Here is a 15,342-nt window from a genome sequence, read left to right as displayed (position 1 = left end):
ATTTGAAATCCTCGTTTCTCTTAGTACCTTAGCATTAAATTTGTAAAATGAAAACAATTAAAATTGCTGGAGTGCCAGAACATTTCAATTTACCTTGGCACTTAGCTTTAGAAAATAAAGATTTTGAAGCTCAGAATATCGATTTACAATGGACTGATGTACCTGAAGGAACTGGCAAAATGTGTCAGATGCTCCGCAATGGAGAAGCTGATATTGCGGTAATATTAACAGAAGGAATTGTAAAAGATATCGTTGCCGGAAATCCTTCTAAAATTGTTCAGGTTTATGTAGAAAGCCCTTTGATTTGGGGAATTCACGTGGCTGCCAACTCCAATTACAATACCCTTTCCGATTTAGAAAATACTAAATGTGCTATTTCAAGACTAGGCTCTGGTTCTCAATTAATGGCCTACGTAAATGCCGGAAATCAAGGTTGGAATACAGACAATCTTAAATTTGAAATCATCAATACTATTGAAGGAGCTGTTGAAGCTTTGACCGCTGGTACTGCTGATTACTTCATGTGGGAACGTTTTATGACTAAACCATTAGTAGATAAAGGAATTTTTAGACGAATTGCAGACTGCCCTACCCCATGGCCTTGTTTTGTAATTGCTGTAAGAGATGAAACTTTAGATCAGTATCCAGAAGTGATTACGATAATTTTAGAGACTATTAATAAACAGACAAAATCATTCAAAAACATTCGTAATATTGACGAAACTTTAGCTAAAAAATACAATCAAAAAATAACTGATATACAAGAATGGCTAGAATTAACGACTTGGTCTGAGAATCCTATGTCTAAAAATTTGTTAAACAATGTCCAAAATCAGTTATTTCAACTTAAAATCATTGATAAAATAGGTACTTTTGAAGAAATTGTAAAAACGATCTAATCGGTGCGATTTTTAAATTAGTATGATAGACATTAAAACCCTTTCTTTTCAGAAAATAAAACAAACGCTACAGGTTAAAAAACCTTGGGACGATGTGATTATTTTTGTTTTGAATATTTTAATTGCTATTCCGCTCATTATTATTGCACATCAAAATTTAATTGAACTAAACTGGCCTTTCAATTTAGATAGGATTATACTTTTTATTGTTTTAATAATAGTTATTCAGCTTGTATTGAGACTCTTAAGAACTATCATAATCATTTGCATGGTCGTTTATCTTTTAGTTTTATTTTACGGAACAGTCATTGGTAATTACGGCTTCAATAGTGTCTACGAAGATTATGACTCTATGATATACACTATGTCTGACAATCCTAATCCTCAGGATATAATTATTTCTAAATTACTTCCTTTTCCTAATAAATCAAAGATCCTTCGAGCTATTGAATACAAAAACCCCAAGGTCAGAAATTTTGCTGTTATGGCAACTACGCAAAATTTTAAAAATGTTAAAGGCTACGCCGATTACAGAACTATTATTCAATGCTTTGCTGTATTTAAGGAAATTAATGAGCGATGGAACTACGTTAGTGATCCTAAAGATGGTGATTATATAGCTACGGCTAGCGAATCCCTAGATTATTTCTCTGGTGATTGTGATGATCATTCCATTTTAATGGCAGCGGCCGTTCGTGCTATAGGCGGAACTCCTAGACTAATTCATACAAAAGGACACATTTATCCTGAAATATTAATAGGAAGCAGAAATGATCTAGAAACTGTGAATTTTTTAATAAAAAATATTTTGTTTGTCAAAGAAAGTACTGGAAAACAACTGCATTACCACATAGATGAACGCAATCAAATTTGGCTGAATTTAGATTATACAGCCAAATATCCCGGTGGACCTTTTATGTCCGAAGAGATACTTGGAGCTTTGACCTTAAACTAGGATTTTTTTATTTCAGAGAGGATTCGGTAGGAATTTAGTCGAGCCTCATGATCATATACAGCCGTAGCAACCATTAGTTCATCAACTTGAGTTTCTTCTAAAAATAAATTTAATTCTTTCTGTACTTTATCAGGTCCACCAATAAAAGTGTAAGCAATCATTTGCTGTAGAGCACCTTCCTCAATTGGTCCCATAAAATCAGCATCCGAGTCAAAAGGAGGTTGCAATTGCTCTCTGTTACCCGTAATAATTCCTAAAAAAAGTTTCTTAAATGAAGTGGCTAATCGGGCGGCTTCATGATCAGTATCTGCTGCAATAATATTAACGCATGCTATAACACGCGGCTCGCTTAATTTAGCAGAAGGTTTAAAATTATTTCTGTAAATCGATAAAGCCGTTTTTAATTGAGCAGGTGCAAAATGACTAGCAAAAGCATAAGGCAAACCCTTGGCAGCAGCCAGATAAGCACTATCGGTGCTAGAACCTAAAATATAAATAGGGATATCCAGCCCTTCTCCGGGTATAGCACGCACACGACCCTTTTTATTTTCTTGTGAAAAATAAAGTTGTAATTCTTCAATATTACTTGGGAATTCCATAGCGGCATGATCGTCTCTTTTTAAAGCAGCAGCGGTAAATTGATCCGTTCCAGGCGCGCGACCTAATCCTAAATCAATACGATTCGGAAAGAGAGTTGCTAAAGTTCCAAACTGCTCTGCTACTACAAGAGGTGCGTGATTAGGGAGCATAATTCCTCCTGATCCTACACGTATTGTTTTTGTTCCAGAGGCGATATGACCTATAAGTATAACAGTTGCACTGCTTGCAATTCCAGGCATATTATGATGTTCTGCTAACCAATATCTCTTGTATCCCCACTTTTCTGCTTCTTGAGCAAGATTCAAACTGTTTCTGAAGGTTTGGGATGCGGTACCTCCGTCACGCACTATGGCTAAATCTAAGATTGATATATTGGTATTTGAAAGCTTATTTGTATTCATGATATTTTTAATTTATCTGACTGCAAAAATAAGCATTGCTAAACTCATAAAGAAAATAGGAGTACTAATTGATAGTTAAATTAAAAAAGAAACTCTGGAAAACTTATTATGATAAATTTTGTCTTTAAATTTGTAGTATGAAAATAATGGTCACTTTATTATCTTTTTTTATTTTAACTTTCTCTATCGCACCTAATTTGTTTACTACTAATGATGATTGCGATACAGAAAAGATTATTGGTGATCACAAAGATTCTAATTGTGATGCTGACTGTGATAGTAAATGCTCTCCTTTTTATTCTTGTGGGAACTGCTTGTGTTTTCCTATACAATTGCAAGTTCAAACAACTAATTTTAGAAGTAAAATAGTATCTAAATGTAAATCTCAAAATTATTATTACCAATTTGATGGTAGTTCTTCTTTCAATGACACCATTTGGCAACCGCCACAATAAAATAGTTTAGCTCTATCTCTTATGCACGATAGTAACATCTTGCATATAATTATTAAACTAATTTTAAGAAATTTTTACATGTTTAAAAACATTTATTTGATCATGGCGATAGCATTTATCGGCATGGCGCAAGCACAAAATAAAACCAAAATTGTAATAAGCGATTTGGTAACTAACCAACCTTTAACAGGCGCTAAAGTACTAATTAAAGAAGTTAATTTAGTCGGTCTAACTGATACCCAAGGTATCGTAGTTTTCGAAAATTTAGCGGATGGAACTTATAATTTTACTTTCAGTATTGAAGGATATAATTCAATTAATCAAATCATTACAATTCCATACTCTAAAGAGTTTATTGCTATCTTTTTAGAAAGGGAAGCCGAGGAAATGGAGGAGATTATTATCACTTCTACTAGAGGAACGAGAACGATCAAAAACAATCCAACAAGAGTTGAATTTATTGCTGGAGAAGAATTAGAGGAAAAAGCAAACATGAAACCCGGCGATATCCGAATGATGCTCAATGAAAGTACAGGTATTCAAACACAGCAAACATCAGCAACTTCAGGAAATTCGTCTATTAGAATCCAAGGATTAGATGGAAGATATACTCAAATTTTAAAAGATGGTTTTCCTGTTTTCTCTGGTGCCTCAAGCGGATTAGGTTTATTGCAAACACCGCCTTTAGATTTAAAGCAAGTAGAAATTATAAAAGGATCTGCATCAACTCTTTTTGGAGGTGGTGCTATTGCTGGTTTAGTAAATCTTATTTCTAAAACACCCACTGACGAGCGAGAACTTCGTTTTATTTTAAACGGAACCTCGGCGCTTGGATTAGATGTTAATGGATTTTATTCTCAGCGTTTCGAAAAAGTTGGTGTAACTGTTTTTGCTTCGCATGACCGCAATGCGCCTTATGATCCTGCAGACATCAAATTGACAGCCATACCTAAATTTGAGCGCTTTAATTTTAATCCTAAATTATTTTTATACTTGAACGATAAAACAAATTTGAATATTGGAATTAACACCGTTTTTGAGAATAGAATTGGCGGAGACATCGACTACATAAAAAACGAAAGCGAGAATCCTAATAGTTATTTTGAAAAAAATAAAACACGACGAATTAGTACGCAATTTACCCTTAACCATGCCTTTAACGAAAGAGAAAATATAACACTAAAAAACAGTTTTAATAATTTTAGTCGTATCGTCACTATTCCAGACTATCTGTTTGATGGTTTACAGAATAGTACTTTTTCTGAAATAACCTACTCCTACAACGGAGATTTATCACAATGGGTAACAGGTGCTAACTTATACACAGATAGTTTTACTGAAAGTAGCACGACGACTTTTCCGTTAAGGAATTACAATCAGATTACCTACGGTGCTTTTATCCAAAATACTGTAAAAGCTACTGAATGGCTTGATGTAGAAACGGGATTCCGTACCGATTATGTTCTAGATTACGGCTTCTCATTTCTACCAAGAATCTCCGCTTTGTTTAAATTATCAGATAAGTTGAATTCTAGATTTGGCGGTGGATTAGGATACAAAACACCAACTATATTTACAGAGGAAAGTGAGCGTATTCAGTACCGTAATGTTAGGCCAATTGATAGCGATAGTAACTCTCTTGAAAAAAGTTATGGTTTTAATTTTGATGTTAATTATAAAACCAATCTAACGGATGAATTGTCCTTATCAATAAATCAGTTGTTCTTTTATACCAATGTCAATAAGCCGTTAATTTTAACTCCAATATCTAGTACTGACTCTCAATTCATTAATATTGACGGTTTTTTAGACACAAAAGGAGCAGAAACAAATTTAAAGTTAGAATATAAAGATTTCAAGTTGTTTATAGGCTATACTTTTACAGATGCTTCAATAGAAAAAGACGGAATGAATTTCACAAATCCATTAACAGCTAAACATCGTTTAAACAATGTTTTAATGTATGAAGTCGAAGAAAAATGGAAAATAGGTCTAGAAGCTTATTATTACAGTAAACAAACATTAAATGACAACACAATAGGACGAGATTATTGGATTTTTGGAGTAATGATTGAAAAGCTTTGGGAAAACTTTTCAATCTATGCTAATTTCGAAAACTTTACTGATACGAGACAAACAAAATTTGGAAATATATACACAGGACCACTTACTAATCCCGTTTTTAAAGACATCTATGCACCTTTAGATGGATTTGTAGTAAATGCTGGATTAAAAATAAAACTTTAATTATGTTTGACGTATTGTCTCTAATTTAGTTCCAATAAATTATTATTTCCTACTACCCAAAAACCTCCCTTGCTGATTATCAATTTGGGAGGTTTTTTTAAGTTAAAAAATAAAGTTAAAAAACCTCCAAAATCAATGAATTTGGAGGTTATATGCATTTTTCTAAACGAGAATCTACTACTATTTTTTAATTACCGCTATAACAAGAGATCGCGAAATTAGTATTCAAGAAAACATAGTTGCACACACTATTTAACTCAAATATATTCTTAAATTTTAGATTTTAATCGGCTTAATGTTTCATTAGAGACATTAATATAAGAAGCTACGATTTTATTAGGAAGTCGTTTGACAATATTTGGATTTATTTTAAATAACTGATCATACCTTTCTGCCGCGCTCAAAGTGGTAAATGACATTAATCTTTTCGAATTATTAACATATGCTTTTTCCAAATAAATAGTATAAAAGTCCTTCCATTTGGGAACAATTTTTATTAGATGTCTAAAGTCGTTGTGACTAATGCAGAGAAGTTCTGAATTTTCAATCGCCTGAATAATTTCCTCAGCTGGTTCCTTTGTTATAAAACTAACTAGAGCTGTAGCAAATTGATTTTCGAAGGCAATATATCGAGTGCTATCTTTTCCTTCATCATTTATAAAATAAATTCTGAGACATCCCTTCTTTACAAAATAACTAAACTCGCTAACTTTTCCATGTGCAAGTAAAATTTCATTCTTATTCTTCTTTACAATTTTAAAATAAGACAAGATTATCTTTAAATCTTCCTCGTCAAAATCAATGCTTTTTTTTAAGTAAGCTGCAAGCTCGTCGAATTCGTTCATTTAATTATAGTCTCTCACAAATTTACGATAATGAACAATATCTTCTATCGATAAGACAACTAAATCATGTATGTCCGCAAATTTTATGATAGTAGCAATGTCTGCCATTGTTCCATCAGCATTCATTAATTCACATAGTACCGCTTCTGGCTGTAATCCCGCTAATTTCATTAAATCCATACTCCCTTCTGTATGCCCTTTCCTTTCTAATACGCCATTATTTCTTCCTCGCAATGGAAAAATGTGACCCGGTTTAGCTAAATCAGAACTACTTGCATTTTCAGTACAAGCAACCTGAATAGTTTTCAATCTATCTGCCGCTGAAACACCAGTGGTAACACCTACTTTGGCTTCTATCGAAATTGTAAATGGAGTTTGAAAACTACTTGTATTTTCCTTTACCATATAGGGTAAGTCCAGTTTATCCGCTTTTTCATTAGACATACAAAGGCAAACAATGCCACTGCATTCTCTAATCATTAACGCCATGTTCTCAGTAGACAAATTATGGGCCGAAAAAATTAAATCTCCCTCATTTTCTCTGTCTTCATCATCCGTTAAAATTACTCCTTTTCCGTTTTGTAGCTGTCTGAATGCGTTTTCTAAACGTTCTTGACTTGTACTTCCAAATTTTTCTAAAGGATTTGATTCTATAGCTACCATCATGATTTAATCGATTTAAATTTTACTTGATGCAAATCTAAAGCTGTTTTTTATCAAAAAATTTGACTTAAGTCAATTAATGAAAGTTTGGGAAAAAATTTATTTGAAGATAAAAGCGAATCCGTACTAAAATTTATGGGAAAATATAAACCAAAAAAAAAACTCCTCAATTTCTTGAGAAGTTTTGTGGGCGATGAGGGGTTCGAACCCCCGACCCCCTCGGTGTAAACGAGGTGCTCTGAACCAGCTGAGCTAATCGCCCTAATTGTGGGTGCAAATATAAGACTAGATTTTACATTTACAAGTAAAATTTTAAAATATTTATAGAAAAAATTCATAATAAGTTGTTACATACTCAATACCAAATCATTAGTAAAACCAACTGCTGATCTTATTTTTTTGGGAATGAACTTGTATAGTGGTACCTTTGTCGACACAAAATATAAATAATGGGAAGGTTCAAAGAAAACGATTTACCTAAATCAAAAATTACTGCTAGTTCTCTTAATAAAGCAAAGATTATTTTCAAGTATGCAGGTAACAACAGTTGGAAGTTTTATGTTGGTTTAGTTTTTTTACTACTAACAAGTGTAACCGCTTTAGCTTTTCCTAAGTTCATGGGAATGTTAGTAGATTGTGTGAATAAAAAAGACAGTGAGCTAGCGAACCAAATCGCTCTAGGACTAGGTTTAGTATTGATATTGCAGTCTATATTTTCTTTTTTCAGACTTTCATTATTCGTGAATTTTACTGAAAACACGCTTGCAAATGTTCGTTTAGCTTTGTACACTAATCTAGTAAAATTACCGATGTCGTTTTTTTCGCAAAAACGTGTTGGAGAGTTAAATAGTCGCATTAGTAACGACATTACTCAAATACAAGATACTTTAACGACGACTATTGCCGAATTTTTACGTCAGTTTATATTGATAATAGGTAGTTTCATAATGTTAGCTAGCATCAATATCAAATTAACTATTATGATGGTTTCAGTGGTCCCACTAGTGGGTGTTGCCGCAGTCCTTTTTGGTAGATATATTAGAAAGTATTCTAAAAAAGTTCAAGATCAAGTTGCCGAAAGTCAAGTTGTTGTTGAAGAAACCATGCAAGGAATTAGTATTGTAAAAGCATTTGCAAATGAATGGTATGAAATTGCCCGTTACAAAGGAAGAATAAATGAAGTAGTCAAAATCGCTATTAAAGGTGGTCAACTTCGAGGTTATTTTGCCTCTTTTATAATTATATGTTTATTTGGTACCATTGTAGCTGTGGTTTGGTACGGAGTTCAATTAAGTATTGGTGGTGAGATTTCGGTTGGTGAGCTATTTACTTTTATTCTATATTCTAGTTATGTAGGAGCTTCCTCTGGAGGAATTGCTGAATTGTATGCTCAAATGCAAAAAGCCATTGGTGCAACAGAACGTGTTTTTGAATTACTAGACGAAACTCCCGAAAACATAAAAGGTACTAACAATTTGAGTCCTGAGAAGATAAAAGGTAATGTTACTTTTAAAAATGTTGCATTTAGTTATCCTTCTCGAAGAGAAATTAATGTGTTGAAAGATGTGAGTTTCACGGCTAATTTTGGTCAAAAAATCGCTATTGTTGGACCTAGCGGAACAGGGAAATCGACGATCGCTTCTTTATTACTTCGTTTCTACGATATTGAGAGCGGAGAAATACTAATTGATGGAAAAAGCATCTATGATTTTGATTTAGAAAATTTACGTGGCAATATGAGTATCGTGCCTCAAGATGTTATCCTTTTTGGTGGAACTATAAAAGAAAATATCGCTTATGGAAAACCAGATGCAACTCACGATGAAATTATTCTAGCCGCTAAACAAGCGAACGCCTTTAATTTTATCGAAGGTTTTCCAGAACAATTTGAAACAGTGGTGGGAGAACGAGGTGTTAAGCTTTCAGGAGGACAGCGACAACGTATTGCGATAGCTAGGGCTTTACTTAAAAATCCAAGCATTTTAATTCTAGACGAAGCCACTTCGTCATTAGATAGCGAAAGCGAAAAATTAGTTCAGGAAGCTTTAGAGATATTGATGGAAGGTCGTACAAGTATTATTATCGCTCACAGACTTTCTACCATTAGAAGCGCCGATCAAATCTTAGTTTTGGATAATGGGAAGATTACGGAGCAAGGAACACATTTAGAACTTATTAATTTAGAAAACGGAATTTATAAGAATTTAAGTAATCTACAATTTAGCACTACTTAACGGAACAATAAGAGAGACAAATTTAGAGAGAGATTCGCTTTTGCAAAAGCGATACGTAACAATTTTTAAAATACCACAAAAAAAGGGTCTAACACTGTTAGACCCTTTTCAATTTATGCTTTAGAAGCTGCTTTTCTTCTTTTTCTTTCTTTTTTAATCAATGTAAGTTCTCGACTAGTTTGTCCTGCTACCGAAGTATTTTCTTCAGCGCGACGTATTAAGTACGGCATCACATCTTTAACTGGACCAAAAGGTAGGTACTTAGCAACATTATATCCATTTCTAGCTAAGTTGTAGCTAATATTATCACTCATACCATATAATTGACCAAACCAAATTCGGTTATCATTACTAGCAATCCCTTTGTCCTTCATCATTTTCATCAAGTCGTAGGTACTTTGCTCATTATGTGTTCCAGCAAATATCGCCATAATATCTAAATGATCCAGCATATAAAGGACTGCAGCATCATAATTAAGATCTGTCGCTTCCTTAGATGCACATATTGGTGTAGGATACCCTTTTTCTTCTGCTCGTTTATTTTCTTTTTCCATGTAAGCACCACGAACCAATTTCATACCAATATGAAACCCTTCCTCTTTTGCAATTAGATGCAAACCTTTTAAATAATCCAAACGATCCCAACGGTACATTTGTAAAGTATTAAAAACAATTGGTTTATCCTTATTGTATTTGCGCATCATGCTAGTTACTAAATCATCAGCTGCGTCTTGCATCCAACTTTCTTCACCATCAATTAGTAGTGATACCTCCTTCTTATGACCTTCTCTGCATACAGTATCAAAGCGAGCTACTACTCTATTCCATTCTTCCTGTTCTAAAGCAGTTAAAGTTTCCTTATTACCTACTTTTTCATATAAAGCTAAACGTCCTAATCCAGTTGGTTTAAAAACTGCAAATGGTATCGCTAAACGTTCTTTAGCAAAGTCGATTGTTTTTAAGGTCATTTTCAACGCTGCATCAAACTGCTCCTCTTCTTCCTTGCCCTCTACCGAATAATCTAAAACCGAAGAAACACCAGTAGTAAACATCTTGTCGACAACAGTCAAACAGTCATTTTCATTTACTCCTCCACAAAAATGATCAAAAACAGTAGCACGAATTAAACCCTCAACTGGTAAGTTAGCATTTAATGCGAAATTTGTAACTGCTGTCCCAATTCTTACCAAAGGTTGAATAGAAATCATTTTGAACAGAAAATAAGCGCGATCTAATTCTGTATCACTCTTTAATGAAAAGGCAACTTGCGTATTATTGAATATTTTTTCCATATTGTGAATTTTAAGCAAATATAACTATACTTTATATTTGAATAATGCTTATTCCTCAGAAAAAAACCCTCCTTCCTATTTTATATTTGTTTTAAATAAAGATCAATTAGCCCCCTTTTCTGTTCCTATAAAAACAAGTTTAGAAATAATTAAAAAGTAAATTAAATATTAATTATTCCTTGTCCTTCTAATTTTAAAAGTCGTGACCTTGATGTATAGTATTGCACTTCATCACTTAGGAGCAGTAAACCAATCGAATAAATATATTCAAAAATAATTACACAGATTTTAAGATTTTGTTATTTTATAATAAAACATCATTAATGTAGAATAACCTTTTTATAAAATACCTTAAATTCGCCAAAGCTTGCAGGATTCCCTTATTGAATTTAGTCGCAAGCAATAAATATCAAAAAGCTGAGAGTTAAATTGGACATAAATTATGCTCCATCATAAAAATCATCCTAGTTATAGTAGTGTAAATTACCTAGGGATTAAACAAGATACTATGTCACAAGAATTAAAAACCATCCAAGCGAGTAATCATCCTATCTATTTTAACGAAAATGGTTATCCTGCATTAAACCTTCATTTAAGTCAAAACAAATACTCCACTATTTTTATTATAGTCGATACAAATACAAATGAATTTTGTTTGCCTAAATTATTACCATTAATAGAAACGGATTCTGTAATTGAGATTATTGAATTTGAAGCTGGAGAAATAAATAAGAATATTGACACCTGCATCCAGATTTGGAATGTTCTAACTGAGCTAGGTGCAGATAGAAAAAGTCTAATCATAAATTTAGGCGGAGGAGTTGTTACCGATCTAGGAGGGTTTGTTGCCTCTACTTTCAAAAGAGGAATAGACTTTATCAATATCCCCACTACCCTACTTTCTATGGTGGATGCTTCTGTTGGAGGTAAAAACGGTGTAGATTTAGGGAATTTAAAAAATCAAATCGGAGTTTTTAATTTACCCTTAATGGTGATTGTCGATACGGAATATCTTGAAACGATGCCTCAAAATGAAATGAGATCGGGTCTAGCCGAAATGCTTAAACATGGGTTAATTTATGATCAAAAATATTGGGAGCAATTCCTAAACTTAAAAGAGATAGATTATGCTGATTTTGATCAATTAATTTATCGTTCAGTCGAAATTAAAAATGAAATTGTGACTATCGATCCTAAAGAAAAAGGATTACGAAAAGCACTTAATTTTGGACATACTTTAGGACATGCAATAGAGAGCTATTTTCTAGAAAGTGATGCTAAAGAAACACTATTGCATGGTGAAGCAATTGCTGTAGGAATGATCTTAGAAAGCTATATTTCATTGAAGAAACAGCTTATTTCACCCTCCGAATACCACCAAATCAAAGCAACACTAAAAAGTATTTATGAAGACATTATTTTCAATGAAACTGACATGAATCCTATTATTGATTTACTCGTTCACGACAAGAAAAATGAGTACGGAGCTATTCAGTTCGCATTAATTGAAACCATCGGTAAAATAAAAATTAATCAATTAGTTGAAAATGAATTAATTCTTGAAGCTTTTGAGGATTATAAATCTTAATTTTTTTTTACAAAAAAGGATTGGATTGCGTACATAATATTTTTTACATTTGCGGTAATGAAAAGAAAGCACAAAAGAGCAGTATTTACTACTCCCGAAAATCAAAATAATAAATCTTTATCAAGAATAATGAAGCGCTTTAATGCGCTAAAAGATAATTTTGATTTTGGCATTTTTCATTTCTTAAAAGTAGAACACGAAAAACTTCAGATTATTTATGCAAACATTAGGGTTTGAATTTTAGCATAATTTATTTATTTTTTAATTTAATCTGTCTAAAATACTCAAAGCTAAATGAATACTAAATACTCTGACTTAATAAATCAAACATACTATTTCCCTCAAGAAGAATTTAAACTGGAAAAAGACAACCTACAATTTCACAATATTGATTTGATGAAATTAGTAGAAAAGTATGGTACTCCATTAAAATTCACTTATCTCCCTCAAATTTCTAATAATATCAACAAAGCAAAGGGTTGGTTTAGAAAATCGATGGAGAAAAATAAATACGAAGCTAAATATTACTATTGTTATTGCACAAAAAGTTCTCATTTTGAATTTATCATGAATGAAGCTTTCAAGAACAATATTCATGTAGAAACTTCTTCGGCTTTTGATATTAATATTGTCGAAAACTTAATGGCTAACGGGAAAATCAACAAAAGTACCTATGTTATATGTAATGGTTTCAAGAGAGATCAATATATTGAAAATATTGGTCGATTGATTAACAATGGACATAAAAACACTATTCCTATTATTGACAACTACGAAGAATTAGATTTACTTCAAGCCGAGATTAAAGGAAAATTCAAAATTGGAATTCGTATTGCTGCTGAGGAAGAACCAAAATTTGAGTTCTACACTTCTCGTTTAGGAATTGGGTACAAAAACATCGTAAGTTTTTACAAAAAGCAAATACAAGAAAACACTAGGTTAGAGCTAAAAATGCTTCACTTTTTCATTAATACGGGGATCAATGATACTGCCTATTACTGGAATGAATTAGTGAAATGTATTAAGGTTTATATTGCACTTAAAAAGGAGTGTCCTACATTAGACGGGTTAAATATTGGTGGAGGCTTCCCAATTAAAAATTCTCTAGCTTTCGAATACGATTACCAATATATGATTGACGAAATTATCAATCAGATTAAAATTGCTTGTGATGAAGCAGAAGTAGATGTTCCTAACATCTTTACTGAATTTGGTTCGTTTACTGTTGGTGAAAGTGGTGGAGCGATCTATCAGATTTTGTATCAAAAACAACAAAATGATAGAGAAAAATGGAATATGATTGATTCTTCTTTCATTACAACTTTACCCGATACCTGGGCTATCAATAAACGCTTTATTATGCTAGCCGTAAATAGATGGAATGAGACCTATGAGCGGGTATTGCTAGGTGGGTTGACTTGTGATAGCGATGATTATTACAATTCAGAGCAAAACATGAACGCTATTTATCTACCTAAATATAATAAAGAGAAACCGTTGTATATTGGTTTCTTTAATACTGGTGCTTACCAAGAAACAATAGGTGGTTACGGAGGTTTACACCACTGTTTAATTCCGCAACCCAAACATATATTAATTGACAGGGATGAAAACGGAATTTTAGCCACTGAAGTGTTTTCTGAACAACAAACGTCAGACGATGTTCTAAAAATATTAGGATACAAATAAAATAACAAAAATAGATAATCAGTAAATCTAAAAATCATTACATTTGAAAACCAACGTATTCAAAGTAGTGATTTTTAAATATTTAAATACAACAAAATGAGTAAAGGACCTATTAGCCAGTTTATTGAAAAGCATTATTTACATTTTAATTCAGCCTCTTTAGTCGATGCTGCAAAAGCCTACGAAGATCAATTAGCAAACGGAGCTAAAATGATGGTAAGTATGGCTGGCGCGATGAGTACTGCTGAGATAGGGAAGATTTTCTCTGAAATCATTCGTCAAGATAAAGTGCATATCATTTCTTGTACAGGAGCCAATCTTGAAGAAGACATCATGAATTTAGTGGCGCATTCTCACTACGAGAGAGTTCCTAACTATAGAGATTTAACTCCACAAGACGAGTGGGATTTATTAGAAAGAGGACTAAATAGAGTTACCGATACTTGTATTCCAGAGCATGAAGCATTCCGTCGTTTACAAAAACATATTTTTAAAATATGGAAAGACGCAGATGATAAAGGAGAACGTTATTTTCCGCATGAATTCATGTACAAAATGTTACTTTCTGGAGTATTAGAGGAATACTATGAAATTGATTTAAAAGACAGTTGGATGTATGCTGCAGCTGAGAAAAATTTACCTATTATTGTACCAGGATGGGAAGATAGTACGATGGGTAACATCTTTGCATCATACGTAATAAAAGGAGAGTTGAAAGCCTCTACAATGAAATCAGGTATAGAATACATGACTTTTCTAGCAGGTTGGTATCCAGAAAACAGTTCAAAAGGAATTGGTTTCTTCCAAATTGGTGGAGGTATCGCAGGAGATTTCCCAATTTGTGTGGTTCCTATGTTGTACCAAGATATGGAAATGCATGATATTCCTTTTTGGAGTTATTTCTGCCAAATTTCAGATTCAACAACCAGTTATGGTTCGTATTCTGGAGCAGTTCCTAACGAAAAAATTACTTGGGGTAAATTAGATATGAAAACCCCTAAGTTTATTATTGAGTCTGATGCTACAATTGTAGCACCATTAATTTTTGCTTATTTATTAGATTTATAATACGATTTTTATGAGAAGAGTTATTGTTGAGTACGCCAAATTGACAAACGAAATTTTAAACTTATTAGTGGAAAGATTTCCTGACGGATATGACGATGAAGATATTATCCGTTTTAGAAATGCCAAAAACGAACTAATTGAAGCTGTAGAAGTACGTACGGAAGACACAATGTACCTAGTGAAAGTGAGTACTAAACTTGCTGATCGAATCGAAAACTACGATGAAGATGACGAAATTGATGATGTTATCGAACCAATAATTCCTGTAAAAGAATTAGGCCTTGATGATGACATGGATGACGACGACGATGACGACAATATAGATAAGCCTGAAACTGATGATGACGAAGATTCAGACGAAGCTGACTTTTCGGATGATGAAGAAGATGAAGACGAAGACTAATTG

General features: G+C 32.9%; 13 protein-coding genes and 1 tRNA gene. 9 read left to right on the top strand and 5 right to left on the bottom strand.

Translation table 11 applies throughout. The features are described from left to right. Positions 1-47: 47 nt before the first annotated feature. Together H8R22_RS10535 and H8R22_RS10530 are read left to right on the top strand one after the other, a co-directional pair. The gene (locus H8R22_RS10535; protein WP_187010339.1) at positions 48-899 is read left to right on the top strand and encodes a substrate-binding domain-containing protein; all 852 of its coding nucleotides are present in this window, start codon (positions 48-50) and stop codon (positions 897-899) included. Positions 900-921: 22 nt separating this feature from the next. Beyond that, positions 922-1,854 carry a transglutaminase gene (locus tag H8R22_RS10530; RefSeq protein WP_187010338.1) on the top strand — a complete coding sequence of 311 codons (933 nt, stop codon included), beginning with the start codon at positions 922-924 and terminating at the stop codon, positions 1,852-1,854. On the opposite strand, the gene H8R22_RS10525 is transcribed toward H8R22_RS10530, so the two are convergent. Then, positions 1,851-2,855 carry an LLM class flavin-dependent oxidoreductase gene (locus tag H8R22_RS10525; RefSeq protein WP_187010337.1) on the bottom strand — a complete coding sequence of 335 codons (1,005 nt, stop codon included), beginning with the start codon at positions 2,853-2,855 and terminating at the stop codon, positions 1,851-1,853. The two genes, H8R22_RS10530 and H8R22_RS10525, sit on opposite strands and share 4 nt — an antisense overlap. A 137-nt stretch (positions 2,856-2,992) precedes the next feature. Between H8R22_RS10525 and H8R22_RS10520 the strand changes: the two genes are divergently transcribed. Both H8R22_RS10520 and H8R22_RS10515 read left to right on the top strand, forming a co-directional pair. Continuing rightward, positions 2,993-3,310: a DUF6660 family protein gene (locus H8R22_RS10520; RefSeq protein WP_222616918.1), complete on the top strand. Its 318-nt coding sequence runs from the start codon at positions 2,993-2,995 to the stop codon at positions 3,308-3,310. Positions 3,311-3,388: 78 nt separating this feature from the next. Beyond that, positions 3,389-5,557, top strand: a complete 2,169-nt coding sequence (locus H8R22_RS10515) for a TonB-dependent receptor (protein WP_187010336.1) — start codon at positions 3,389-3,391, stop codon at positions 5,555-5,557. Between the two features lie 269 nt (positions 5,558-5,826). On the opposite strand, the gene H8R22_RS10510 is transcribed toward H8R22_RS10515, so the two are convergent. The 3 genes from H8R22_RS10510 to H8R22_RS10500 all read right to left on the bottom strand — a co-directional run bounded on the left by H8R22_RS10510 (position 5,827) and on the right by H8R22_RS10500 (position 7,327). Beyond that, positions 5,827-6,402, bottom strand: a complete 576-nt coding sequence (locus H8R22_RS10510) for a Crp/Fnr family transcriptional regulator (RefSeq protein ID WP_187010335.1) — start codon at positions 6,400-6,402, stop codon at positions 5,827-5,829. Then, on the bottom strand, positions 6,403-7,065 hold the full coding sequence (gene ribB / locus H8R22_RS10505; protein WP_187010505.1) for a 3,4-dihydroxy-2-butanone-4-phosphate synthase: 663 nt from the start codon (positions 7,063-7,065) through the stop codon (positions 6,403-6,405). 187 nt (positions 7,066-7,252) lie between these two features. Then, positions 7,253-7,327 (bottom strand) — tRNA-Val (locus H8R22_RS10500). A gap of 187 nt (positions 7,328-7,514) precedes the next feature. Here H8R22_RS10500 and H8R22_RS10495 point away from each other — a divergent pair. Continuing rightward, positions 7,515-9,299, top strand: coding sequence for an ABC transporter ATP-binding protein (locus H8R22_RS10495; RefSeq protein ID WP_187010334.1), 1,785 nt, complete (start codon positions 7,515-7,517; stop codon positions 9,297-9,299). Positions 9,300-9,412: 113 nt separating this feature from the next. Here H8R22_RS10495 and H8R22_RS10490 read toward each other — a convergent pair whose 3' ends face one another. Continuing rightward, on the bottom strand, positions 9,413-10,591 hold the full coding sequence (locus tag H8R22_RS10490; RefSeq protein WP_187010333.1) for a proline dehydrogenase family protein: 1,179 nt from the start codon (positions 10,589-10,591) through the stop codon (positions 9,413-9,415). Between the two features lie 508 nt (positions 10,592-11,099). Between H8R22_RS10490 and aroB the strand changes: the two genes are divergently transcribed. From aroB to H8R22_RS10470, 4 genes are all read left to right on the top strand, one after another. Next, positions 11,100-12,179 carry a 3-dehydroquinate synthase gene (gene aroB, locus H8R22_RS10485; protein ID WP_187010332.1) on the top strand — a complete coding sequence of 360 codons (1,080 nt, stop codon included), beginning with the start codon at positions 11,100-11,102 and terminating at the stop codon, positions 12,177-12,179. Between the two features lie 294 nt (positions 12,180-12,473). After that, positions 12,474-13,868: a type III PLP-dependent enzyme domain-containing protein gene (locus H8R22_RS10480; protein WP_187010331.1), complete on the top strand. Its 1,395-nt coding sequence runs from the start codon at positions 12,474-12,476 to the stop codon at positions 13,866-13,868. A gap of 96 nt (positions 13,869-13,964) precedes the next feature. Continuing rightward, positions 13,965-14,936 (top strand): deoxyhypusine synthase family protein, encoded by a 972-nt coding sequence (locus H8R22_RS10475; protein ID WP_187010330.1) that lies wholly within the window; start codon positions 13,965-13,967, stop codon positions 14,934-14,936. Positions 14,937-14,946: 10 nt separating this feature from the next. Continuing rightward, the gene (locus tag H8R22_RS10470; RefSeq protein WP_187010329.1) at positions 14,947-15,339 is read left to right on the top strand and encodes a DNA primase; all 393 of its coding nucleotides are present in this window, start codon (positions 14,947-14,949) and stop codon (positions 15,337-15,339) included. Positions 15,340-15,342 lie beyond the last annotated feature (3 nt).

Origin of the sequence: Flavobacterium kayseriense, from assembly GCF_014305095.1 — a bacterium.
Classification (GTDB): domain Bacteria; phylum Bacteroidota; class Bacteroidia; order Flavobacteriales; family Flavobacteriaceae; genus Flavobacterium; species Flavobacterium kayseriense.
The sequence above is the reverse complement of the archived record's forward strand: the minus strand, read 5'-3'. Positions and strand labels throughout refer to the sequence as shown.

Bases quoted from the DNA above. Each gene is read 5' to 3' on its own strand.
- H8R22_RS10535 (WP_187010339.1), top strand. From the start codon at position 48: ATGAAAACAATTAAAATTGCTGGAGTGCCAGAACATTTCAATTTACCT.
- H8R22_RS10530 (WP_187010338.1), top strand. From the start codon at position 922: ATGATAGACATTAAAACCCTTTCTTTTCAGAAAATAAAACAAACGCTA.
- H8R22_RS10525 (WP_187010337.1), bottom strand. From the start codon at position 2,855: ATGAATACAAATAAGCTTTCAAATACCAATATATCAATCTTAGATTTA.
- H8R22_RS10520 (WP_222616918.1), top strand. From the start codon at position 2,993: ATGAAAATAATGGTCACTTTATTATCTTTTTTTATTTTAACTTTCTCT.
- H8R22_RS10515 (WP_187010336.1), top strand. From the start codon at position 3,389: ATGTTTAAAAACATTTATTTGATCATGGCGATAGCATTTATCGGCATG.
- H8R22_RS10510 (WP_187010335.1), bottom strand. From the start codon at position 6,402: ATGAACGAATTCGACGAGCTTGCAGCTTACTTAAAAAAAAGCATTGAT.
- ribB (WP_187010505.1), bottom strand. From the start codon at position 7,065: ATGGTAGCTATAGAATCAAATCCTTTAGAAAAATTTGGAAGTACAAGT.
- H8R22_RS10495 (WP_187010334.1), top strand. From the start codon at position 7,515: ATGGGAAGGTTCAAAGAAAACGATTTACCTAAATCAAAAATTACTGCT.
- H8R22_RS10490 (WP_187010333.1), bottom strand. From the start codon at position 10,591: ATGGAAAAAATATTCAATAATACGCAAGTTGCCTTTTCATTAAAGAGT.
- aroB (WP_187010332.1), top strand. From the start codon at position 11,100: ATGTCACAAGAATTAAAAACCATCCAAGCGAGTAATCATCCTATCTAT.
- H8R22_RS10480 (WP_187010331.1), top strand. From the start codon at position 12,474: ATGAATACTAAATACTCTGACTTAATAAATCAAACATACTATTTCCCT.
- H8R22_RS10475 (WP_187010330.1), top strand. From the start codon at position 13,965: ATGAGTAAAGGACCTATTAGCCAGTTTATTGAAAAGCATTATTTACAT.
- H8R22_RS10470 (WP_187010329.1), top strand. From the start codon at position 14,947: ATGAGAAGAGTTATTGTTGAGTACGCCAAATTGACAAACGAAATTTTA.